Genomic DNA, 21,486 nt, shown 5'->3' with positions numbered 1-21,486 from the left:
TGCCGACCGGGCCGTGAGCTAGACTTGCGGCCCGGTTTTTAATTGCGCCACTGATCTTATTCTGCCCACCCATGACCAAGGCTTTGCTCGTCGAAGACGATCCGAAACTCTCGCGCCTGATCGCCCAGTTCCTGGAGCAGCACGGCTTCAACGTCGCGCAGGCCTTTCGGGGCGACCAGGCGGTGGAGGCGTTTCGCCGCCACGATCCCGCCATCACCATCCTGGACCTGATGCTGCCGGGCCGCGACGGGCTGCAGGTCTGCCGCGACCTGCGCGCGTTTTCCTCGGCGCCGATCCTGATGCTGACGGCCCGCGAGGATGACCTGGACCAGATCCTGGGCCTGGAGTCGGGCGCCGACGACTACGTGATCAAGCCGGTCGAACCGCGCGTGCTGCTGGCGCGGGTGCGGGCGCTGCTGCGGCGCCACGGCCAGGCCGACGAACCGCCCGAGCGCCTGGAGTTCGGCCCGCTGGCCATCGACCGGCGCAACCGCGCGGTGGTCCATGCCGGCGTGGAGGTCGATCTCACCACGATGGAGTTCGAGATGCTGTGGGCGCTGGCCAGCCAGGCCGGCCAGGTGCTCACGCGCGACGACCTGCTCAACGCCGTGCGCGGCATCGAGTTCAACGGGCTGGACCGCAGCGTGGACGTGTGCGTGAGCAAGCTGCGCCGCAAGCTCGACGACGATCCGCGCGATCCGGCGCGCATCAAGACGGTCTGGGGCAAGGGCTATCTGTTCTCGCCCAGGGCGCAAGAGGGCGACGATGCTTAGGTTCATCCTGCGGCTGTTCGTGGTGCTGGCCGTGGGGTTCGTGATTTCGAGCCAGGTGGTGGACCGCTCGGCCTCCTACCTTTTCGAGCCGCTGAGCGAAGGCTATACGCGCCAGGCCGTGCGCGGCCAGATGTACAGCCTGGTGCGCGAGCTGGGCCAGGTGCCCGCCGCCGACCGCGAGGCCTATGTGCGCGACCGGTTGGCGCCGCACTACGGCCTGGGGCTGAGGGTGGCGCCGGCCGCCAGCTTCGAGGCGAGCGAGGCCGAACGCAAACTCATCGCCGCGGGCAGTTTTTTCATCCGCGACGAGATGCAGACCTTCGTGGCGGCGCTGCCGGGGCCGGGCGATCAATGGCTGGAAATGAAGCTGCCGGCCGAGCCGCCGGTCGGGCCCTGGGTGCTGGTGGCGGTGTATTCGGCGCTGACGCTGCTGCTGGGCGCTTTCATGCTGGTGTGGGCGCTGCCCACCTGGCGCGACCTGGAGGCGCTGAAGACGGCGGCGCAGCGCATGGGGCAGGGCGACCTGCAGGCGCGCGCCCGGCTGTCGCGGCATTCCACCATACGGGGCCTGGGCGACACCTTCAATCAGATGTCCGAGCGGATCAGCGCGCTGGTCAGCAACCAGCGGGAACTGACCAACGCCGTCTCGCACGAACTGCGCACGCCGATCGCGCGGCTGTCGTTCGAGCTGGACATGATGGACCGCGAGGACGATCCCGAGGCGCGCCGGCGCCTGGTCGAGGAAATGAAGAGCGACGTGGCCGAGCTGGACAGCATGGCCTCGGAACTGCTGATGTACGCCCGGCTGGAGCACAAGGGCGACGGCGTCGCGCTGCAGCCGCAGGATGCGCGCGGCTGGCTCGAATCGGTGGTGCAGCACGCGGGTTTCGAGGCCGGCGTGGCGGGCGTGCGCTGCGAGGTGGCGCAGTGTCAGGTGCCCGAGGTGCATCTGCATCAGCGCTACATGACGCGCGCGCTCCTGAATCTGCTGCAGAACGCCATCCGGCACGCGGGCGGCCGGGTCCAGGTCAGCCTGCTGGGCGGTTCGGCGCGCGAGTACGTGCTGATGGTGGACGACGACGGCCCCGGCATCGCGCCGGCGGATCGCGAGCGCATTTTCGAACCCTTCATCCGCCTGGATGAAAGCCGCGATCGCGAAACCGGCGGCGTCGGCCTGGGGCTGGCGATCGTGAGCCGGGTGGCGCGCTGGCACAACGGCTCGGTGCGCGCCGAAGACAGCCCGCTGGGCGGGGCGCGCTTCGTCATCGCGTGGAAGGCGCTTTCCGCGCCGGGCCGCAGTACGTAAAGCAACTTCACAAACTCCCGCGACGATCTTCACAAACTCCATACAAAGCGGGAAAGATCGCGCGCAGGCGCATGGCTAGCATGACGGCACTTTCGTTCAGAGGAGCCGCCGTCCGCCATGTTTTGCCTGAGCCGCCTGCTTGCCGTCGCATCCCTGCTGGCCGTGATCGGCGGCTGCCAGGGCGTGCCGCCCGCCGCGCCCGCCGCCGTCGCGCCGGGCGACTACGCGGCGGTGATCGGCTACCTGGCCCAGCGCATCGCCTACGACATGGACGCGCAGAACGTGCCCGGCCTGTCCATCGCGCTGGTCGACGACCAGCGCGTGGTCTGGAGCACCGGCTTCGGCTATGCCGACGTGGCGCGGCACCGCAAGGCCAGCGGCGACACGCTGTACCGGGTCGGGGCCATCAGCAAGGTCGTCACCGCCGCCGGCGTACTGCGCGCCGCCGATGACGGCGCGCTGGGGCTGGACCGGCCGGCCTCGCAGGCGCTGCCGGACTGGGAGCTGCAGCCGCGCCGCAACGCCATGCAGTGGCTGGGCGCGCATCCCTTCACCGCGCGCGGCCTGATGGCGGTCCGTCCGGACGCGCCGGAAGACACCATGGGCCGGGCCCGCGCCGACATGGCCTACGCGCTGCTGGGCGACATGCTGGCGCAGGCGGCCGGCGAACCCTTCGACGCCTATATGCGCCGCGCCATCCTGCGGCCGGTGAACATGCCGCGCGCCGGCTTCGAGCCGGGGCCGCGCATGCTGCAGCTGCGCGCGGCGGGCTATCGGCGCGGCCACCCGTGGGCCGAGGCGCCGCAGGCCAATCCGCCGGCCGACGGACTGTGGCTCAGCACGACCGAGATGGCGCGTTTCTCCAGCATGTTGTTCGCCGGCGGCGCTCATGAGGGCAGGCGGGTGCTGAGCGCCGGCTCGGCGCACGCGGTGCTGGACCTGGAGACGGTGGCCAGCGGCATGGACCTGGAATGCCGGCTGGCGCTGTCGTGGCTGGCCGCGCCCTGCGCGGACATGATGGACGAAGCGCCGCTGCGCATGCATCGCGGCGCGACCGAGGCCTTCCATTCCCGCTGGGTGCTGGCGCCGCGGGAGAAGCTGGCGGTCCTGGTCATGGGCAATTCCGACACCAGCGAACCGCTGGTGGCTTCGATCTCCGCGGTGGCGATGGCGCTGATGCGCCAGGCCAGGCAGCGCGGCGACGCCGACTGAATCCTTTCCTCAACCTGTTTTCAGGAACCCTCCCATGAAGCGTATTCTTCGCTCGTCCATGTCCGTGCGCCGCGTCGGCGCGGCCTGCCTGCTCTCGCTGGGCCCGGGCCTGTGCCTGGCCGCCGACGAGGTCGCCGTCAATTCGGTCTATGGCCAGCGCGGGGCCACTTCACGCGGCCTGACCGTGCCCGACGCGCAAGGGCCGGCCGGCGAATGGCTGTTCTACGGGACGCTGGGCGTGGGCTACGCGCCGCGCTACAGCGGCAGCGACGAAGGCTCGGCGGTGCCCATCGTCGGGCTGGGGGTGCGCGGGCCGCACGGCTTCTTCCTGGGCACCGATCACGGGCTGGGCTGGGAGACCGAGGCGCTGGACAGCACCTTCCGCTTCTACCTGGCGCCCAGCGCGTCGCGCAAGGACCGCAAGCATGGCTTCGAGGGGTCGGACAAGCTGCGCGGCATGGGCGAGATCAAAAGCCGCGCGCAGATCGGCATGGACGCCGAGACCACGCTGGGCCCGGTGACCCTGTCGGCGACGCTGGCGCACGCCTTCAAGAAGAGCGGCGACAGCGACGTGGGCAGCGCCTACACCATGCTGAACCTGGGCGCCGGCGCCACGGTCTACGAAGGCGCGGCCGGCCTGGTGTCGGTGGCGCTGTCGGGCACCTTCGGCGACGGCAACTACATGCGTACCTGGTATGGCGTCAGCGCGCGCCAGTCGGCCAATTCCGGCTATCGCCGCTACAGTCCCAAGGGCGGCCTGGAGAGCGTGGGCCTGGGCGCGACATGGACGCTGCCGCTGGACGAGTCATGGTCGTGGACGGTGGGGGCGGAGGCGCGGCGCCTGTTCGGCGACGCCGCCGACAGTCCCATCGTGCGCGAGCGCAACCAATACACGATCGGCACGATGGTGACCTACACGTACTGAGCAGGAGTAATGCCGGCCCCGTCCGGGGCCGGGGATGCCTGTGCAGGCTTACAGGCCTTGCACGCGGCGGCCGGTATCGGGTTCGAACCAGTGCAGCGGGTGGCGGCCGTCCGAGCCCACGTTGACGCGGTTGCCGACCTTGGCCGACGATTCCGAAAGCTGGCGCGTGGTGCAGCGGACCACCAGCGTGGCCTTGCCGCAGCGGCAGTGCACCAGCTGCTCGGAGCCCAGCGTTTCCACCATTTCCACTTCGGCCGGCACGCCCTGCGTGTTCAGCAGCATGTGCTCGGGGCGCATGCCCAGGATCACCTTGCGGCCGCGCACCGGGGCGGGCACGTCCAGCGGCGAGATTTCCAGCGGGGTGCCGTCCACCGTCTCCATCGTGCCGTCTCCGGCTACGTTCACTTCCATCAGGTTCATCGGGGGCGAGCCGATGAAGCCGGCCACGAAGGTGGAGGCGGGCTTTTCGAACACTTCCATCGGCGTGCCGATCTGCTCGGGCACGCCCTGGTACATGACGATCATGCGATGGGCCAGGGTCATGGCCTCGACCTGGTCGTGCGTCACGTACAGGCTGGTCGTGCCCAGGCGGCGGTGCAGCTTCATGATTTCCAGGCGCATCGCCACGCGCAGCTTGGCGTCCAGGTTCGACAGCGGTTCGTCGAACAGGAACACCTTGGGCTCGCGCACGATGGCGCGGCCCATGGCCACGCGCTGGCGCTGGCCGCCGGACAGCGCGCGCGGGCGGCGGTCCAGCAGGTGCGACAGCTCCAGGATCTGGGCGGCCGCGTCCACGCGCTTCTTGATCTCTTCCTTGGAGAACTTGCGGATCTTCAAGCCATAGGCCATGTTCTCGAACACGGTCATGTGCGGGTAGAGCGCGTAGTTCTGGAACACCATCGCGATGTCGCGTTCGGCCGGCTCCAGGTTGTTGACGACCTTGTCTTCGATGAGGATCTCGCCGCTGGTGACCGTCTCCAGGCCGGCGACCATGCGCATCAGGGTGGACTTGCCGCAGCCCGACGGGCCGACGATGACGATGAATTCACCGTCCTTGACGTCCATGTCGATGCCATGGATGACCGGCACATTGCCGGCATAGGTTTTCTTGACGTTGCGAAAGCTGAGAGTAGCCATGTGTTATTCGTATACGGAGTCGTGTTGGGGCGGCGAGGGCGGGAGAGCGGGGGTCACTTTTCAGTGTCGACCAGACCCTTGACGAACCATTTCTGCATCAGGATGACGACCAGCGCCGGCGGGATCATCGCCAGCATGGCGGTGGCCATGGTGATGTTCCATTCGGTCACGCTGTCGCCGCCGCTGATCATGCGCTTGATGCCGATGACGACGGGGTACATGTCTTCCTGCGTGGTCACCAGCAGCGGCCACAGGTACTGGTTCCAGCCGTAGATGAACTGGATCACGAAGAGGGCGGCGATGCTGGTCTTGGACAGCGGCAGCAGCACGTCGCGGAAAAAGCGGATGGGCCCGGCGCCGTCGATGCGCGCGGCCTCGATCAGCTCGTCCGGCACGGTCAGGAAGAACTGCCGGAACAGGAACGTGGCCGTGGCCGAGGCGATCAGCGGCAGCGTCAGGCCGGCATAGCTGTTGAGCAGGCCCAGGTCGGCCACCACCTTGTACGTGGGCGCAATGCGCACTTCGACCGGCAGCATCAGCGTGACGAAGATCATCCAGAAAAAGAACATGCGGCCGGGGAAGCGGAAGTACACCACCGCGAAGGCCGACAGCAGCGAGATGGCGATCTTGCCGATGGAAATCGCCAGCGCCATGATCAGGCTGACGTACATCATGCGGCCCACGGGCGCGCCCGAGGAGCCGCCCGACGAGCCGCCGAACAGGGCCTGCATGTAGTTGTCGACGAAATGCTTGCCGGGAATGAGCGACATCGGCGCGGAAGCCACTTCCTGCGCGGTCTGGGTGGACGCGACGAAAGTGACGTAGAGCGGAAATGCCACCATCGCCACGCCGCAGAGCAGAATGACGTGGGCCAGAATATCCAGCCAGGGACGGCGTTCAACCATTGTTATCAGCCTCGAAAATCAATACTGCACTTTGCGGTCGACGTAGCGGAACTGCACGACCGTCAAGGCAATCACAATGAACATCAGCACCACCGACTGGGCCGCGGACGAGCCGAGATCCAGGCCGCGGAAGCCGTCGCTGTACACCTTGTAGACCAGGATCGAGGTCGACGTGCCGGGACCGCCCTGCGTGGTCGTGTCGACGACGGCGAAGGTGTCGAAGAAGGCGTAGATGATGTTGACCACCAGCAGGAAGAAGGTGGTGGGCGACAGCAGCGGGAACACGATGCTCCAGAAGCGGCGCGCCGGGCTGGCGCCGTCGATCGCGGCGGCTTCGATGAGCGAGCGCGGAATCGACTGCAGGCCGGCCAGGAAGAACAGGAAGTTGTACGAGACCTGCTTCCATACCGCGGCGATCAGCACCAGCAGCATGGCCTGGTTGCCGTCCAGGCGCGGGTTCCAGTCGACGCCGGCGTGGCGCAGCGCCACGGCCAGGATGCCGACGGAAGGCGAAAACAGGAACAGCCACAGCACGCCGACCACGGCGGGCGCCACGGCGTAGGGCCAGATCAGCAGCGTCTTGTAGAGACCGGCGCCGCGGATGACGCGGTCGGCCATGACGGCCAGCAGCAGCGACACGCCCAGGCCCACCACCGCCACGAGGATGGAGAACACCGCGGTGACGCGGAAGGAATCGAGATACGCCTGTTGCGAGAACAGGTCGATGAAATTATCCAGCCCGACGAATTCGGAGGACAGGCCGAAGGCGTCTTCGAGCCGCATGGACTGCCACATGGCTTGTCCGGCGGGCAGGAAGAAGAAGACCACCGTAATGGCAATCTGCGGCAGGAGCAGCAGATAGGGCAGGGTCTTGTGCCCGAATACAACGCGTTTTTCCATAGGGGGAACCCAAGGTACACAAAAACGGCGGTTGGATTAGGGCCTGTCCACACTAAAAGGAGCCACGCACAGGCCCGAAGGGTAAGTATCCAAATGAGCGCCTCTCCGCGTTGCGAATGCTCGCCGGGGACCTGCCACGACTGCGCTTCGCGCCTTGATAGTCGCTCATTTGGGTACTTATGCGTGGCTCCTTTTAGTGTGAACAGGCCCTAACCGCCGCCTGAAACCGTCTTCATAAAATGCGACAGGCTTAAAGCCCCAGAAAAGCAGGGCCTTAAGCCTTGTACTGCGTGGTGCTGAATGGCCCAAGTCCTTGTTACGGCATGGAAAATACCGATTGACAGAACCGGGCCGGCAATTCAGAGGGGCGTTACTTTACACTCTTCTCGAACTTTTCCAGCAGCTCGTTGCCGCGCTTGACGATGTTCTCCGCGCCGTCCTTGGCCGAGACCTTGCCCGACACGATGCGTTCGATTTCGGCGTCTTCGATCTCGCGGATCTGCGGCAGGAAGCCCAGGCGCAGGCCGCGCGACTGCGCGGTGGTCTCGACGTTGAGCTGCTTGACGCCGACTTCGGTGCCCGGGTTCTTGTCGTAGAAGCCTTCCTTCTTGGTCAGCTCGTAGGCGGCCTTGGTGACGGGCACGTAGCCGGTCTGCTGGTGCCAGCGGGCGGCGATTTCCGGGCTGGCCAGGAACTTGAAGAACGCGGTCACGCCCTTGTAGGTTTCCGGCTTCTTGTTGGCGAAGACCCAAAGCGAGGCGCCGCCGATGATGGTGTTCTGCGGCGCGCCCTGCACGTCGGCGTAGTAGGGCAGGGTCGAGGTGCCGAATTCGAACTTGGCGTTCTTCGCGATGTTGGCGCGCAGGCCCGACGAGCCGGTGATCATGGCGCACTTGCCGCTGATGAAGAGCGAGTTCGGCTCGTCGCCGCGCCCGCCGTACATGAAGATGCCGTCCTTGGCGAGCTTGGCCAGGTTGTCCAGGTGGCGCACGTGCAGCGGGGTGTTGACCGCCAGGCGCGCGTCCAGGCCGCCGAAGCCGTTGTCCTTGGTGGCGTACGGCACGTTGTGCCAGGCCGAGAACGTCTCCAGCTGGACCCACGACGGCCACGAGGTGGTGTAGCCGCATTCCTGGCCGGCGGCCTTCAGCTTCTGGCCGGCGGCGGCCAGTTCTTCCCAGGTCTTGGGCGGATTGTCGGCGTCCAGGCCGGCCTTCTTGAAGGCGTCCTTGTTGTAGTAGAACACCACGGTCGAGCTGTTGAAGGGCATCGACACCAGCTTGCCGTCGGCCGACGAATAGTAGCCGGCCACGGCGCCGATGAATTCCTTCGGATCGATCGGGTTGCCGGCTTCCTCGGACATCTGCTGCACCGGCTTGATGGCGCCCTTGGCGTACATCATGGTGGCGGTGCCGACTTCGAACACCTGGAGGATGTCGGGCGCATTGCCGGCGCGGAACGCGGCGATGCCGGCGTTCATGGATTCACCGTAGTTGCCCTTGTAAACTGCCTTGACCTGGTAATCGGGGTTTTTCTTGTTGAACTCTTCGACAAGGCCGTTCACCCGGTCGCCCAGGGCGCCTTCCATCGAGTGCCAGAACTGGATCTCGGTGGCTGCCTGCGCCGAGGCGCCGGCAAAAGCCGTCATGATGGCGGCAAAAGTTAAGGCAATACGGTGGGATCGCATAGAGAGGTTCCTCCAGGTTGGGCGTGTTGCGACCGGGGTGTCCGGGCACGAAAAACACGACACCTTATGAATTGTTTGTGACAAAACCGTGACTTTCACATCACTCTAAACGCCTGTCAAATTGCGCGTTTTAGGCGCGAACGAACATTTTTCCTTTTTTCCCCTACGGGAACTACCGATTACAATCGCCGGCTATGAAAAACGAACTTTCGATTGCGTTCATTGGTGGCGGCAATATGGCGGCCGCCCTGGCATCTGGCCTGGCGGGCAAAGTATGCGCCGCCGACCGCGTCCATGTCATTGACATAAACCAGGAGGCCCATGCCGCCTGGCAGGCCCGCGGCATGACCACCGCGACGGCCCCCGATGAGGCCCTCGCGCGCGCCCGCGTATGGGTTTTCGCTGTCAAGCCACAGAACATGAAAGACGTTGTGGCTTCCACGCGTCAGTGGTTGCGCGAAGACACTTTGGTGGTAAGCGTCGCGGCCGGCATCCGCGCCGACACGCTGGCCGGCTGGCTGGGCACGCCCGAGGCGCCGTTCAAGCGCCTGGTGCGCTGCATGCCCAACACGCCGGCTCTGGTGGGCGCGGGCATGACCGGGCTGGCCGCGCTCGACGGCGTCGGCCAGGCCGACCGCGAACTGGCGGCCGAACTGCTGTCCAGCGTGGGCGAGGTGGTCTGGGTCAAGGACGACGCCGCGCTCGATGGCGTAACGGCGCTGTCTGGCAGCGGCCCGGCCTATGTCTTCCTGTTCCTGGAGGCGCTGGTCGCCGGCGGCCAGAAGGTCGGGCTGACGGCCGAGCAGGCCAAGCAGCTGGCCCTGGGCACGCTGGCCGGCGCCACGCGCCTGGCCGCCGAATCGTCCGAGCCGTTGTCCACGCTGCGCGAACGCGTCACGTCCAAGGGCGGCACCACCGCCGCCGCGCTCGACGCCTTCGGCGCCGCGGGCTTCGCCGGCATCGTGGAAGACGCCATGACCGCGGCCGCGCGGCGCTCGCGCGAGCTGGCGCAGGAGTTCGGCAAATGAGCACGGCGGCGCGACGCTTTCCGGCCATGAGCCGCACGCAGTTCGGCATCGCCGTGCTGTGCATGCTGCTGGTGGTGGTGGGCTCGAACATCCTGGTCCAGGTGCCGCTCAACGACTGGCTGACCTGGGGTGGGCTGTCCTACCCGGTGGCGTTCCTGGTCACCGACCTGCTGAACCGCCGCTTCGGTCCCGCGGCCGCGCGCCGCGTGGCCTGGTGCGGCTTCGCCGCTGCGCTGATCGTATCGGTATGGGTGGCGTCGCCGCGCATCGCGCTGGCCTCGGGCCTAGCCTATATCTGCGCGCAGTTGGCCGACATCCAGGTCTTCGACCGCATGCGCGACCAGCGCTGGTGGCGCGCGCCGCTGGTCTCCGGCACGCTGGGCGCCATGCTCGACACCGCCGTGTTCTTCAGCGTCGCCTTCGCCGCCACCGGCGCGCCCTGGGTCACCTGGATGCTGGGCGACCTGGCGGTCAAGCTGGCGGTCAACGTCAGCATGCTGGCGCCGTTCCGCGCCCTGATGTGGAACCTGGCCAAACCGGCCAACGCCTGAAAACAAAGCCGGCGCTGCAATGGCGCCGGCCTGCCGCGATAGCCGTTCCGGACGCGTCTGAAAAGCGCGTCGCGGGCATATGGACTTCAAGCGGCTATGAATAAGATCGTTCGCTCCCGCAGCGCTCTGTAGAGAGGTCCGACATGGACAACGATCTGGAAGACACCCAGGAAAAAACCGACACCTGGAAACCGCATGCGTGGTCCGAGGAAGAAATCGTGGCCGCCGTCGCGCACCTGAAGCGCCGCATCCCCCAGGAATGGGAGAGGCTGGAGCACCTGGAGCGCACGACCGGCGAGCTTCTGGATACTCGCGAGGCGATCTGCGAATTCGCCGAGTTGATGGACGTTTACGGAGGCCGCTTCGATCATCGCGACGTGATCTGGCTGCTCGGATGCGTGCGCCGGGCACGTCGCAAGGACCTGGGTCTGGATTAGGCGTCCATGCGATGAGAAAAATCCTGCTTTTGAGAACCAGCTTTCTGGAAAACGGCTGGCATACCGCTGGAGCCGCATATCTGGATGAAGTGGCCGTACGCGCCCATCAGGATGGCTACGAACTGGAGGCGACGGACGTCGTCGCCTATGAATTGAGCCGGTCGAAAATTGGACTCAATGTCCAGGAATGGTTGTTTGACAACAAGGTTCGGATTAGCTCGACGCGGGTGTTCCACGAATACTGGCGGCATCAGCAGAGCATGCTGATGGGCGTTCCGATACCGGGCAACCGCGAAATAAAGAAAACGCTACTGTTGAACCTGGATTTTGTAGAAGGAGCCTTGTTCATCGGCGGCGCCGCAATCCTGGACCAATTGGTCATGCAGGCCGATAAAGACGGATTCGTAGTTGAAATGACGGATGTCGTTGCCTATGAACTCAGCCGATCGAAGATCGGGTTGGAAGTTCAGGAGTGGTTGAATACCAGAAGTATTCGATTGGTTTCAACACAGGAATTCCATTCGTACTGGAAGTATCAGGCGGCCAAAATGCCAGGAGATCCGCAGTACGAATCTCGGATTCTTGGCGTCGCGGACGGCAAGAACTCCTCCATTGTGGAACATATGCTGGCTGAGAGGACTGCGGGCAACGTAGTCATGGTCGCTTCGGACGACCCGTTTTTTACGGGTTTGGGCGATGAGTAGCTGGCGGCCGCTCACAAAGAGCAGGTCGATTGCACCCGCAAGAGATTGATGCTGCGCCCCGGGTGTCGAGATTTGTCTTAGATATGTTCCAGCGTCATGCTGGTCCGACTGTATCAACGGGCAGTATCCTGCCGATACAGCGTAGTGCTTGTGAACTTCAATTATTTCTCATCGCTCATAGCACTTGAGGAAATATCCCAAGACTCGTCTTAATGACGCGTCAACATCACGCAAGTGCGTTTGTACGGGGATAAGACTTATTCGCCGATGTATTGCTGTGTGCTCCGAGAGCAATGTTGGATGACAGGAAAGATAAAAAAGTTTGCAGTGAGGCGCAGTGTGCACGTCGGGTGACAGAAGGTAAGGGCGAAGAATGCGCTCCGTAAGATTAGGAGAAAAATCATGCAAGCCGATGGTTGGGTTCCCTACGAATGGTCTGATGAAGAAGTCGCGGAAGCTATTGCCTATTTGAAAGCCAAATACCCTGAGGCGTGGAAAGAGTCCGAAGAACTGGAGATAGCTACTGGGGACCTTAGGGAAGCACCGTCAGCTAACATAGAAATGGGCGCTCTTTCTCTCGCTTATAAAAAGTCATTTGATCATCGGGACATAATTTTCTTGTACAGAGAAATTCGTAACGCGCGTCGGGCGAATTTGGGGCTGGAATGAATATGAAAAAGTATTCTTTCTGGACAATGATTTTCTCTCAAGACTATGGAGCATAGACGGACGGTCACTCCCGGACCAGTCAGCCAACATGGTCCAGCAGAGTGGCGCAGGCCTATATGAACGCGCTGTATGCCGTCGACCAGATCGACCTGGTCCGTGCGCAGAAGCGCGCCTACGAGGCGGAGAAGCTGCGTAATGAGCGTTGGCTTACCGCGGGCGAAGGCAACCGCACCGACGTGCTGGAAACCCAGGCCCGATTCGACCTGGCCTTGGCGCAGGAGATCGAGGCCCGGGACGGCCTGGATGTGGCGTTGCAGGCATTGGCTGCGCTGGTGGGCAGGGAGGTCCGGGCGCAGGACCTGGACCCCTTGGGCCGGGGTTTCGTCGTGGCGCCGCTGGAACCGGGAGATTTTGCCTATTGACGCCGGACGGCCCTGGCGGGCAACGCAGAACTGGCCGCGCTGCGCCACGCCGTGGACGCCGCGGATCGCATGATCGGCAGGGCGCGGGCAGGCCATATGCCCAGGGTCACCGCCCAGCTCAGTGCGGCGAGGGAAACCTCCCACCTCGCCAACAGTCGCGCGCAGCAGGCTATGACGAGTTCGATCGGTCTGCAGGTGAGCATCCCGATTTTCTCGGGAGGGGGCACCTCGGCGGCGCTCAGGCAGGCGGTAGACAACAAGGAGCGCCTGCGCTTGGAGAGCGAGGCCAAGGCGTTGGAAGTGCTCAATGACCTGCGCAGGCAGTTCAACCTCCACAACAGCAGCGCGGCCAAGTTGAAGGCTTATCGACTCGCTGCCGCTTCGGCACGCGAGCTGATCTTGGCCATGAGAAAAAGCGTCGCGAGCGGGGAGCGGGTCAACGCGGACGTCCTGGACGCGGAGCAGCGCTACTTCGACGCGCTGCGGAATCTGGCGCGGGCGCGTTATGCGTATCTGCAGGCGGGTTTGAAAATCCGGTATCTGGCGGGAACGCTCACCGCGGGCGATGTGCGCGCCGTGAGCGAATACTTCGTGCAAGGCGGTGGGCGTAGCGGGGCGGACGATGCTTCCGCACCTCCGCGTTTCTGAACCCCCGTTCGCACCGCCGCGATCCTCAATTCGCCTGCGCTCCCGATTGCCGGATCAGGTTCGACCATTTATCCAGTTCGTCCTGGCCGAATTTGTCGATGCCGCTCATGGTGACGTCGCTTTTCTCCAGGCCCTGGGCTTCGAGCTTGGCGACGATGTCCGGGCTGGACAGCGCCGCGGCGGCGGAGTCGCGCAGGGTTTGCAGGACGGGAGCGGGCGTGGCGGCGGGGGCGTACAGCATGAACCAGGCCTGCAGGTCGAATTCGCCGCCCAGCTGTTCGGCGATGGTGGGCACGTCCGGCGCGGAGGCGCTGCGGCGCATGACGGAGGTGCCGAGCGCGCGCATCTTGCCGGACTTGATGTGCGGCAGCACGGCCAGCGGGTGGTAGAACATGAACTGGGTCTGGCCGGACATGACGTCGGTCAGGGCTTGGCTGCCTTCTTTGTAGGGGATGTGCACCATGGTGCCGCCCAGGCGCGACTTGAGCAGTTCGCCGGCCAGGTGGCCGGAGGTGCCGGTGCCGGCGGAGGCGAAGCTGATGCCGCCGGGTTTGGCGGCGGCGGCCGCCAGGTCCTGGAGGCTGCGTACCGGCGAGCCGGCGCCGACCACCAGCAGGGTCGGGGTGTAGCCGACCAGCGCGACCGGCTTGAAGTCGCGCAAGGGGTCGTAGCCGAGCTTGGGATAGAGGGCTTTGTTGATGGCGTGCGTGCCGACCGTGCCCATGACCAGGGTGTAGCCGTCGGCCGGGGCGCGGGCGACGAGTTCGGTGCCGATGGAGCCGCCGGCGCCGGCGCGGTTTTCGATGATGACGGGTTGTCCCAGCGATTTGGACATGGCGTCGGCCAGCATGCGGGACACGGTGTCGGTGGTGGTACCGGGGCCGAACGGGACGATCATTTTTATCGGGCGTTCGGGGAAGGCGGCGGCGCGCGCCGGCTGTGGGACGAGACCCAGCGCGCAGGCGCCCAGGGCCAGCGCCGCAAGGGCGCGGCGCATGGGGTTGGGGCGGACGGGCCGCGGGCGGGCGGTGGTCGGTTGCATGGTGTTTGTCTCCTGTGTGTTTTTAGCGCCGTATATGGTGGGCNAGTGTCAGGTCCGAGACCGCCTTGCGCAGCCGGTCATTCTCTTTCTCGAGCTCCTTCAGCCGCTTCACCTGGTCACCCTTCAGGCCACCGAACTCCTTGCGCCACCGGTAATACGTAAACTGCGTCACGCCGATCAAACGGACCGCTTCTCCGACAGAACGACCTTGCGACAACAGAACATCGACTTGGCGCAGCTTCGCCACGATCTCTTCGGGTTTGTGCTTCTTCTGGGGCATTCCAACGTCCTCCTACGGCTCAATAGCCTACTTCAGGGAGGACCACTTTTCAGGGGGCAGACCAGCCCCACGACGCGGGGATGCTCCGGATTCACCAGCAGGTTGAGGAATCCGCTGGCGGCCTGGGCCACGGTGTCGTAGGCCGGGCGTCCGGCCGCCGGGCCGGTCTGGCCGAAGCCGCTGATCGCGCAATAGACCAGGCGCGGGTTGATGGCGCGCAGCCGCGCCTCGCCGGCACCCAGGCGCTCGGCGGCCCCGGGGCGGAAATTCTGGATATAGACGTCGGCCTCGCGGATCAGTTCGTCGAATACGCGCGCGTCCTCGGGGTTCTTGGCGTCGAGTTCGATGCTGCGCTTGTTGCGGTTGTAGGTCTGATAGTGCGGGCTGTACAGCCCGCCCTTGAAGGCGCGGAACGGGTCGCCCGTGCCCGGCTGCTCGACCTTGATGACGTTCGCGCCCAGGTCGGCCAGCAGCATTGCGGCCGCGGGGCCGGTAATGAAGGTTCCCTGTTCGATGACGGTGATGCCATCCAATACCTTGGACATGCGTGTTCCTCTTGCGGATTGCTGCGAACCGCAAGACTATCGGCCGCCGAGAAAAGATGAAAATGATTAATATCGTCCATCATCATTGATGCCATCGATTGTTTGGGGGGCAAGACATGGAGCTGCGGCATCTCCGGTACTTCATTGCGCTGGCCGGGTCGCTGAATTTCACGCGGGCGGCCGAGCGCGTGCACGTGACGCAATCGACCCTGTCCCACCAGATCCGGCAACTGGAGGACGAGGTGGGGCAGCGCCTGTTCGACCGCATCGGCAAGCGCGTGGTGATGACGGAGGCGGGGGAGACTTTCCTGGCCTACGCCCAGCGCGCGCTCAGGGAGATCGACCAGGGGCTGGGCGCGATCAAGCAGGACGTCGCGCTGGTGACGGGCCTGGTTCGGGTTGGCACCACCCATACCTTCAATCTGAATTTCATTCCGGATTGCGTGGCGCAGCTGTTGCAGCGCAGCCCCGGGGTGAAGGTGCTGATCGAAGAGTTGCCGGCAGACGCCATCGCCAGCGAGCTGGAGGCCGGCCGGCTGGACATCGGCGTGGCCTACCGGCCCGAAGGCGCCAGCGCGCTGCGCTTCGAGCCGTTGTTCAACGAGGAACTGGTGCTGGTGGTGTCGGCCAGCCATCCGCTGGCCGGGCGGCGGCGCATCCGCATGATCGAGCTGCATCGCGAGCCGCTGGTGATGCTGCCGGCCGGGTTTTCGACGCGGCGGATCCTGGACGAGTGTTTCCAGGCCGCGGGCGCGGCGCCCGAGGTCGTCGCGGAGATGAACACCATCGCCGCCATGCTGGGCATGGTCGCGCGCATGAACGTGGGCGCCATCGCCGCGGCCAGCGCGATCGCGCCGGACCCCGGGCTGCGCCTGATACCCATGGAAAATCCCACGCCCATGCGCACGCCGGGCCTGCTATTCAATAATGCGCATCCGCAAAGCCGCGCATGCCGCGCATTCGTGGCGCTATTGCGCAGGCGCGCGCTGGGGCAGGTCGCATTATCCGTAAGTCCCGCGTAAGTACTGTATTCGAATGCGCGGTTAAACGTCGTATTAATGGCCATCGCATATAAACCCGCATGCACGATTTTCGTGGGGTGCGCCAGCGGTCTTGCAAACTCTGTTCGCGAATTCTCCTGCGATTTCATGGGCTTGCGGAGCCAATCCGTCACGATTAAAGGCGGCTCGCAAAATATTGGGGATTACACGCAGTGACAGTGTGGCGGCTTGCTTCCAGAATACCGCCCACATCGTGATTTCGCCCAAGAAGCCGGCGACGGGCGTCGCGCAATATCGGAATAAATGCCGTAAATGCGCGCCGAACAGAGCCGCTCACAACCTCGCTGGAGAACTCCGCATGAAGTTTCTGCATCGTCTTACCCCGGTAGCCGTCGCGCTTGGTGCACTTGCCCTGGCCGGCGCCGTGCATGCAGCCGACACGATCAAAATCGGCATTCCCCAGCCCATGACCGGGCCCAACACGCAGTACGGCGACCAGATCCAGGCCGGCGCGCTGACGGCCATCGAGACCATCAACGCCAAGGGCGGGGTCAAGGGCAAGAAGCTCGAGCCCATCCTGATCGACGACGGCTGCGAACCGAAGCAGGCCGTGCCCGCCGCCAACCGCGTGGTCAACTCCGGCGCCAAGTTCGCCGTGGCCCATGCGTGCTCGGGCGTGACCGTGGCCGCGGTGAAGGTCTATGAGGAAGAGGGTATCGTCGGCATCACCCCGGGCGCGACCTCGCCGCTGGTGACCGACACCATCAAGCCGCATTTCTTCTTCCGCACCATCGGCCGCGACGACCAGCAGGGTCCGTACGCCGCCAACTACATCGCCAAGACGCTCAAGCCCAAGAAGGTCGCCGTGCTGCACGACAAGCAGACCTACGGTTCGGGCGTGGCCACGCAGGTCAAGGACACGCTGGCCAAGGAAGGCGTGAACGTGGCGATGTTCGAAGGCATCAACGTCGGCGACAGCGACTATTCGGCCATCATCACCAAGCTGAAGTCGGCCGGCGTGGACCTGGTGTACTTCGGCGGCTATCACCCCGAGCTCGGCCTGCTGCTGCGCCAGTCGCGCGAGCAGGGCCTGCAGGTCCAGTTCATGGGCCCGGAAGGCACGGCCAACCAGGACCTGGTGGCGATCGCCGGCCCGGCCATCGAAGGCCTGCTGGTCACGCTGCCGGCCGACTTCACCAAGCTGCCGGGCAACGAAGGCATCGTGAAGGCGTTCAAGGACGCCAAGCGCGATCCGGACGGCGCCTTCCAGATGCCGGCGTACGCCGCCGTGCAGATCCTGGCCGACAGCATCAACGCGGTGGGCGAGGACCCCGCCAAGGTGGCCGACTACATGCACAAGACGACCTTCAACACCGGGATCGGCAAGGTCGAGTACGACGCCAAGGGCGACCTGAAGAACTTCGAGTTCGCGGTCTACAAGTGGGACAAGAACGGCAAGAAGACCCAGCTGTAAACTCGCGATCCCGCCGGCGGCTCGCCGGCGTGTAGGGTCTGTCGTCCTCGTTTCGCCGCCATCCGCATGGCAAGCGCCAAAAGCGCTGCGGGGGCGGCGGGAAGCGGCGGCAGGCCCTTATAAAATACGCCCAGGTTTCCGGCTCCGGGTCTCTCTACCGGAGCCGGAACTATTTGGAGCAAGAGAAATAATGTCTGACCTCATACCCCAACTTACCCAGCAATTCTTCAATGGATTGTCTCTGGGCGCGATCTATGCGTTGATCGCCATCGGCTACACAATGGTCTACGGCATCATCGGTATGATCAACTTCGCCCACGGCGAAATCTATATGATCGGCGCCTACGTCGGCCTGGTCACACTGACCGCCATCGGCACCAACAGCGGCCTGCCGATGCCGTTCATCATCGCGGCCATGCTGGTCGTGTCCATCGTGGTCACCGGCATCTACGGCTTTTCCGTGGAACGGGTGGCCTACCGCCCGGTGCGCGGCAGCCCACGCCTGGTGGCGCTGATCTCGGCCATCGGGATGTCGATCTTCCTGCAGAACTGGGTGGCCCTGGGCCAGGGCGCGCGCGACATGGCCGTGCCTTCGCTGGTCTCGGGCGCCTGGCAGTTCCAGATGGGCTCCGACTTCGATGTGACGGTGCCGTATTCGCGGCTGATGATCATCGTGGTGACGGTGCTGCTGATGATCGCGCTGACGCTGTTCATCAAGTATTCGCGCATGGGCCGCGCCTCGCGCGCCTGCTCGCAGGACATGCACATGGCCAATCTGCTGGGCATCGACACCAACCGGGTGATCTCGTTCACCTTCGTGATGGGCGCGATCCTGGCGGCGGTGGGCGGCGTGCTGATCGCCATCACCATCGGCAAGCTCAATCCCTTCATCGGCTTTCTGGCAGGCATCAAGGCCTTTACCGCGGCGGTGCTGGGCGGCATCGGCAGCATCCCGGGCGCCATGCTCGGCGGCGTGCTGCTGGGGCTGGCCGAGACCTTCGCGGCCGCCTACATCTCGTCGCAGTACAAGGACATCGTGGCGTTCTCGCTGCTGATCCTGATCCTGCTGTTCCGTCCCACCGGGCTGTTGGGCAAACCTGAGGTGGAAAAAGTCTGATGTCGAACAACACTCTTAAAAACGCCACGATGGCGGCCGTGCTGACGGCGGTCATCGTCACGCCGGTCTTCGGCCTGCAACTGATCCGCCAGGGCGCGCGCACCAGCATGGAGGCCAACTGGTCGCTGGTGGCGATCGCCGCCGCGGTGGTGTTCGTGTTCCAGCTGCTGCGGCCCTGGATCGCCAAACCCTTCCAGAAGCTCAAGACGGGCCTGCCCACCTTGCCGGCGGCGCCGGCCAAGAGCCACAAGCCGCTGGCGCTGCTGCTCCTGGCGATCGCGGTGATCTGGCCGTTTTTCGCCGGCCGCAGCTCGGTGGACATCGCCACCCTGGTGCTGATCTACGTGATGCTGGGCCTGGGCCTGAACATCGTGGTGGGCTTCGCCGGCCTGCTGGACCTGGGCTTCGTGGGCTTTTACGCGGTGGGCGCCTATACGTACGCCTTGCTGTACCACTGGGGCGGCTGGAGCTTCTGGGAAGCGCTGCCGTTCTCGGGCGCGATGGCGGCGCTGTTCGGCTTCATCCTGGGCTTTCCGGTGCTGCGGCTGCGGGGCGACTACCTCGCCATCGTGACGCTGGGCTTCGGCGAGATGATCCGGCTGCTGCTGATCAACCTGAACACGCTGACCGGCGGCCCGGACGGGATTTCCGGCATTCCCAAGCCGACGGTGTTCGGCATGGAGATGACGCGCCGCGCCAGCACGGAAGGGGGCACCACGTTCCATGACTTCATGGGCTGGACCTTCGAGAACCAGCACATGGTGATCTACCTGTACCTGATGGCGCTGCTGCTGGCGCTGATCACGCTGTTCGTGTCGACCCGGCTGATCCGCATGCCGGTCGGCCGCGCCTGGGAGGCGCTGCGCGAGGACGAGATCGCGTGCCGTTCGCTGGGCCTGAACCCCACGCGCATCAAGCTCTCGGCGTTCACGCTGGGCGCGATGTTCGCGGGCTTCGGCGGCGCGTTCTTCGCGGCGCGCCAGGGCATGGTCAATCCGGAGTCCTTCACCTTCATCGAATCGGCGCTGATCCTGGCCATCGTGGTGCTGGGCGGCATGGGCTCGCAAGTGGGCGTGATCCTGGCGGCGGTGCTGCTGACGGTGCTGCCCGAGGTGGCGCGCGAGTTCGCCGAGTACCGGATGCTGATGTTCGGCCTGGTGATGGTGTTGATGATGATGTGGCGTCCGCAGGGGTTGTTGCCCATGAAGCGTCCCCACGTGGAGCTGGCCAAATGAGCGAGGCATTGCTGAAAGTTTCCGGGCTCACCATGCGGTTCGGCGGCCTGCTGGCCGTCGACAGCGTGGCGTTCGAAGTCAAATCCGACGAGGTGTTCGCCATCATCGGCCCCAACGGGGCCGGCAAGACCACCGTGTTCAACTGCGTGGGCGGCTTTTATTCGCCGACGGCGGGCGAGATCATCATGGACGGCCAGGCCATCACCGGCCTGCCCAGCCACAAGGTGGCGCGCCACGGCCTGGTGCGCACGTTCCAGAACGTGCGGCTGTTCAAGCAGCTGACCGTGCTGGAGAACCTGCTGGTCGCCCAGCACACCCAGGTGGAGTCGCGGCTGCTGCCGGGGCTGCTCAAGCTCAAGTCCTATCGCCAGTCCGAGGCCGATGCGCTGGCGCGCGCGGCCCAGTGGCTGGATTTCATGGGGCTGCGCGAGTATGCCAACCGCGAGGCGGGCAACCTGGCCTACGGCCACCAGCGCCGCCTGGAGATCGCGCGCTGCATGATCACCAAGCCGCGCCTGCTGATGCTGGACGAGCCGGCCGCCGGCCTGAACCCGCAGGAAAAGCGCGACCTGCAGGCGCTGATCGACCAGCTGCGGCGGGAGTTCGGCGTGGCGGTGCTGCTGATCGAACACGACATGAGCCTAATCATGGGCATTTCCGACCGCATCCTCGTCATGGAGCACGGCAAGCCCATCACCACCGGCACCCCCGAGCAGGTGCGCAACGACGAGCGCGTCATCAAGGCGTACCTCGGGGAGGAATGATGCTTAAGCTGGAAAACATACATACCTACTACGGGGCCATCCAGGCGCTCAACGGCGTGTCGGTGGAGGTCAACAAGGGAGAGATCGTCACGCTCATCGGCGCCAACGGCGCCGGCAAGACGACGCTGCTGATGACGGTCTGCGGCAATCCCCGGGCGCGCGAGGGCAGGATCACCTTCGAGGGCGAGGACATCACCCACAAGGACACCCACCACGTCATGCGCAGCGGCATCGCCATCTCGCCCGAAGGGCGGCGGGTCTTCAAGGACCTGACGGTGGCCGAGAACCTGAAGATGGGCGGCTTCTTCTCCAAGCGCGATGAGATCGAGGCGGGCATCGACCACGTCTACGGCCTGTTCCCGCGGCTCAAGGAGCGCGCCAGCCAGCGCGCCGGCCTGATGTCGGGCGGCGAGCAGCAGATGCTGGCCATCGGCCGCGCGCTGATGACGCGTCCGCGCCTGCTGCTGCTCGACGAGCCCACGCTGGGCCTGGCCCCGCTGGTGATCGCGCAGATCTTCGACATCATCCGCGAGATCCGCGAGCAGGGCGTGACCGTGTTCCTGGTGGAGCAGAACGCCAACAAGGCGCTGGGCGTGGCCGACCGCGGCTACGTGCTGGAGAACGGCCGGGTGGTGCTGCAGGACAGCGGCGCCAACCTGCTGGTCAACGACCAGGTGCGCAAGGCGTACCTGGGCGGTTGAGGTTTTTCCCCGCGAAGGGAGATTGG

General features: G+C 65.1%; 22 protein-coding genes and 2 pseudogenes. 17 read left to right on the top strand and 7 right to left on the bottom strand.

Annotated features, from left to right (window positions below; translation table 11 throughout):
- The first annotated feature begins 71 nt into the window (after nt 1–71).
- The 4 genes from C1I89_RS02835 to C1I89_RS02820 all read left to right on the top strand — a co-directional run bounded on the left by C1I89_RS02835 (nt 72) and on the right by C1I89_RS02820 (nt 4,216).
- Nucleotides 72–773 carry a response regulator gene (locus tag C1I89_RS02835; RefSeq protein ID WP_102771280.1) on the top strand — a complete coding sequence of 234 codons (702 nt, stop codon included), beginning with the start codon at nt 72–74 and terminating at the stop codon, nt 771–773.
- Complete coding sequence (locus tag C1I89_RS02830; protein WP_102771279.1) at nt 766–2,079, top strand: ATP-binding protein; 1,314 nt, start codon at nt 766–768, stop codon at nt 2,077–2,079. The genes C1I89_RS02835 and C1I89_RS02830 overlap by 8 nt, the downstream gene beginning before the upstream one ends.
- 117 nt (nt 2,080–2,196) lie before the next feature.
- The gene (locus tag C1I89_RS02825; protein ID WP_102771278.1) at nt 2,197–3,291 is read left to right on the top strand and encodes a serine hydrolase domain-containing protein; all 1,095 of its coding nucleotides are present in this window, start codon (nt 2,197–2,199) and stop codon (nt 3,289–3,291) included.
- Between the two features lie 34 nt (nt 3,292–3,325).
- On the top strand, nt 3,326–4,216 hold the full coding sequence (locus C1I89_RS02820; protein WP_102771277.1) for a MipA/OmpV family protein: 891 nt from the start codon (nt 3,326–3,328) through the stop codon (nt 4,214–4,216).
- 48 nt (nt 4,217–4,264) lie between these two features.
- Here the strand turns inward: C1I89_RS02820 and C1I89_RS02815 are convergent, their stop codons facing one another.
- The 4 genes from C1I89_RS02815 to ugpB form a co-directional block, all read right to left on the bottom strand.
- Nucleotides 4,265–5,353: a sn-glycerol-3-phosphate import ATP-binding protein UgpC gene (locus C1I89_RS02815; protein ID WP_102771276.1), complete on the bottom strand. Its 1,089-nt coding sequence runs from the start codon at nt 5,351–5,353 to the stop codon at nt 4,265–4,267.
- 53 nt (nt 5,354–5,406) lie between these two features.
- Entirely contained in the window at nt 5,407–6,258 is an 852-nt protein-coding gene (gene ugpE / locus C1I89_RS02810) for a sn-glycerol-3-phosphate ABC transporter permease UgpE (RefSeq protein WP_102771275.1), read from the bottom strand.
- An 18-nt stretch (nt 6,259–6,276) separates the two neighbouring features.
- Nucleotides 6,277–7,158 carry a sn-glycerol-3-phosphate ABC transporter permease UgpA gene (gene ugpA, locus C1I89_RS02805; RefSeq protein ID WP_102771274.1) on the bottom strand — a complete coding sequence of 294 codons (882 nt, stop codon included), beginning with the start codon at nt 7,156–7,158 and terminating at the stop codon, nt 6,277–6,279.
- Nucleotides 7,159–7,528: 370 nt separating this feature from the next.
- A complete protein-coding gene (gene ugpB / locus C1I89_RS02800; protein WP_102771273.1) occupies nt 7,529–8,842 on the bottom strand; it encodes a sn-glycerol-3-phosphate ABC transporter substrate-binding protein UgpB in 1,314 nt (437 codons plus the stop codon).
- A gap of 194 nt (nt 8,843–9,036) precedes the next feature.
- On the opposite strand from ugpB, the gene proC reads away from it, so the two are divergent.
- The 7 genes from proC to C1I89_RS02770 all read left to right on the top strand — a co-directional run bounded on the left by proC (nt 9,037) and on the right by C1I89_RS02770 (nt 13,301).
- Nucleotides 9,037–9,870 (top strand): pyrroline-5-carboxylate reductase, encoded by an 834-nt coding sequence (gene proC / locus C1I89_RS02795; protein ID WP_102771272.1) that lies wholly within the window; start codon nt 9,037–9,039, stop codon nt 9,868–9,870.
- Nucleotides 9,867–10,421: a queuosine precursor transporter gene (locus C1I89_RS02790; RefSeq protein ID WP_102771271.1), complete on the top strand. Its 555-nt coding sequence runs from the start codon at nt 9,867–9,869 to the stop codon at nt 10,419–10,421. The genes proC and C1I89_RS02790 overlap by 4 nt, the downstream gene beginning before the upstream one ends.
- A gap of 143 nt (nt 10,422–10,564) precedes the next feature.
- A complete protein-coding gene (locus C1I89_RS02785; RefSeq protein ID WP_102771270.1) occupies nt 10,565–10,858 on the top strand; it encodes a hypothetical protein in 294 nt (97 codons plus the stop codon).
- A gap of 11 nt (nt 10,859–10,869) precedes the next feature.
- Entirely contained in the window at nt 10,870–11,562 is a 693-nt protein-coding gene (locus tag C1I89_RS02780) for a hypothetical protein (RefSeq protein WP_102771269.1), read from the top strand.
- A gap of 402 nt (nt 11,563–11,964) precedes the next feature.
- Nucleotides 11,965–12,231 carry a hypothetical protein gene (locus C1I89_RS33945; protein ID WP_146196860.1) on the top strand — a complete coding sequence of 89 codons (267 nt, stop codon included), beginning with the start codon at nt 11,965–11,967 and terminating at the stop codon, nt 12,229–12,231.
- Between the two features lie 101 nt (nt 12,232–12,332).
- The gene (locus C1I89_RS02775; RefSeq protein WP_308810264.1) at nt 12,333–12,653 is read left to right on the top strand and encodes a TolC family protein; all 321 of its coding nucleotides are present in this window, start codon (nt 12,333–12,335) and stop codon (nt 12,651–12,653) included.
- A 12-nt stretch (nt 12,654–12,665) separates the two neighbouring features.
- Entirely contained in the window at nt 12,666–13,301 is a 636-nt protein-coding gene (locus C1I89_RS02770) for a TolC family protein (protein ID WP_102771267.1), read from the top strand.
- Between the two features lie 25 nt (nt 13,302–13,326).
- Here the strand turns inward: C1I89_RS02770 and C1I89_RS02765 are convergent, their stop codons facing one another.
- The 3 genes and pseudogenes from C1I89_RS02765 to C1I89_RS02755 form a co-directional block, all read right to left on the bottom strand.
- Entirely contained in the window at nt 13,327–14,343 is a 1,017-nt protein-coding gene (locus C1I89_RS02765; RefSeq protein WP_258231318.1) for a Bug family tripartite tricarboxylate transporter substrate binding protein, read from the bottom strand.
- Nucleotides 14,344–14,389: 46 nt separating this feature from the next.
- A pseudogene (locus tag C1I89_RS02760) lies at nt 14,390–14,623 on the bottom strand (transposase); the annotation flags it as partial.
- A 65-nt stretch (nt 14,624–14,688) separates the two neighbouring features.
- Nucleotides 14,689–15,168, bottom strand: a pseudogene (locus tag C1I89_RS02755) (CoA transferase); the annotation flags it as partial.
- Between the two features lie 116 nt (nt 15,169–15,284).
- Between C1I89_RS02755 and C1I89_RS02750 the strand changes: the two are divergent.
- The 6 genes from C1I89_RS02750 to C1I89_RS02725 all read left to right on the top strand — a co-directional run bounded on the left by C1I89_RS02750 (nt 15,285) and on the right by C1I89_RS02725 (nt 21,460).
- Nucleotides 15,285–16,190, top strand: coding sequence for a LysR substrate-binding domain-containing protein (locus tag C1I89_RS02750; protein ID WP_102771266.1), 906 nt, complete (start codon nt 15,285–15,287; stop codon nt 16,188–16,190).
- A gap of 337 nt (nt 16,191–16,527) precedes the next feature.
- A complete protein-coding gene (locus tag C1I89_RS02745; RefSeq protein WP_102771265.1) occupies nt 16,528–17,643 on the top strand; it encodes a high-affinity branched-chain amino acid ABC transporter substrate-binding protein in 1,116 nt (371 codons plus the stop codon).
- Nucleotides 17,644–17,833: 190 nt separating this feature from the next.
- A complete protein-coding gene (livH, locus tag C1I89_RS02740; RefSeq protein ID WP_102771264.1) occupies nt 17,834–18,760 on the top strand; it encodes a high-affinity branched-chain amino acid ABC transporter permease LivH in 927 nt (308 codons plus the stop codon).
- Nucleotides 18,760–19,995 carry a high-affinity branched-chain amino acid ABC transporter permease LivM gene (locus tag C1I89_RS02735; RefSeq protein WP_181390873.1) on the top strand — a complete coding sequence of 412 codons (1,236 nt, stop codon included), beginning with the start codon at nt 18,760–18,762 and terminating at the stop codon, nt 19,993–19,995. Before livH ends, C1I89_RS02735 begins: the two co-directional genes overlap by 1 nt.
- Nucleotides 19,992–20,759, top strand: coding sequence for a high-affinity branched-chain amino acid ABC transporter ATP-binding protein LivG (gene livG, locus C1I89_RS02730; protein WP_102771262.1), 768 nt, complete (start codon nt 19,992–19,994; stop codon nt 20,757–20,759). The genes C1I89_RS02735 and livG overlap by 4 nt, the downstream gene beginning before the upstream one ends.
- The gene (locus C1I89_RS02725) at nt 20,759–21,460 is read left to right on the top strand and encodes an ABC transporter ATP-binding protein (RefSeq protein WP_102771261.1); all 702 of its coding nucleotides are present in this window, start codon (nt 20,759–20,761) and stop codon (nt 21,458–21,460) included. Before livG ends, C1I89_RS02725 begins: the two co-directional genes overlap by 1 nt.
- Nucleotides 21,461–21,486: the final 26 nt, after the last annotated feature.

The sequence above is a fragment of the Achromobacter pulmonis genome (assembly GCF_002885955.2).
Lineage (GTDB): Bacteria > Pseudomonadota > Gammaproteobacteria > Burkholderiales > Burkholderiaceae_B > Achromobacter > Achromobacter pulmonis_A.
The sequence above is the reverse complement of the archived record's forward strand: the minus strand, read 5'-3'. Positions and strand labels throughout refer to the sequence as shown.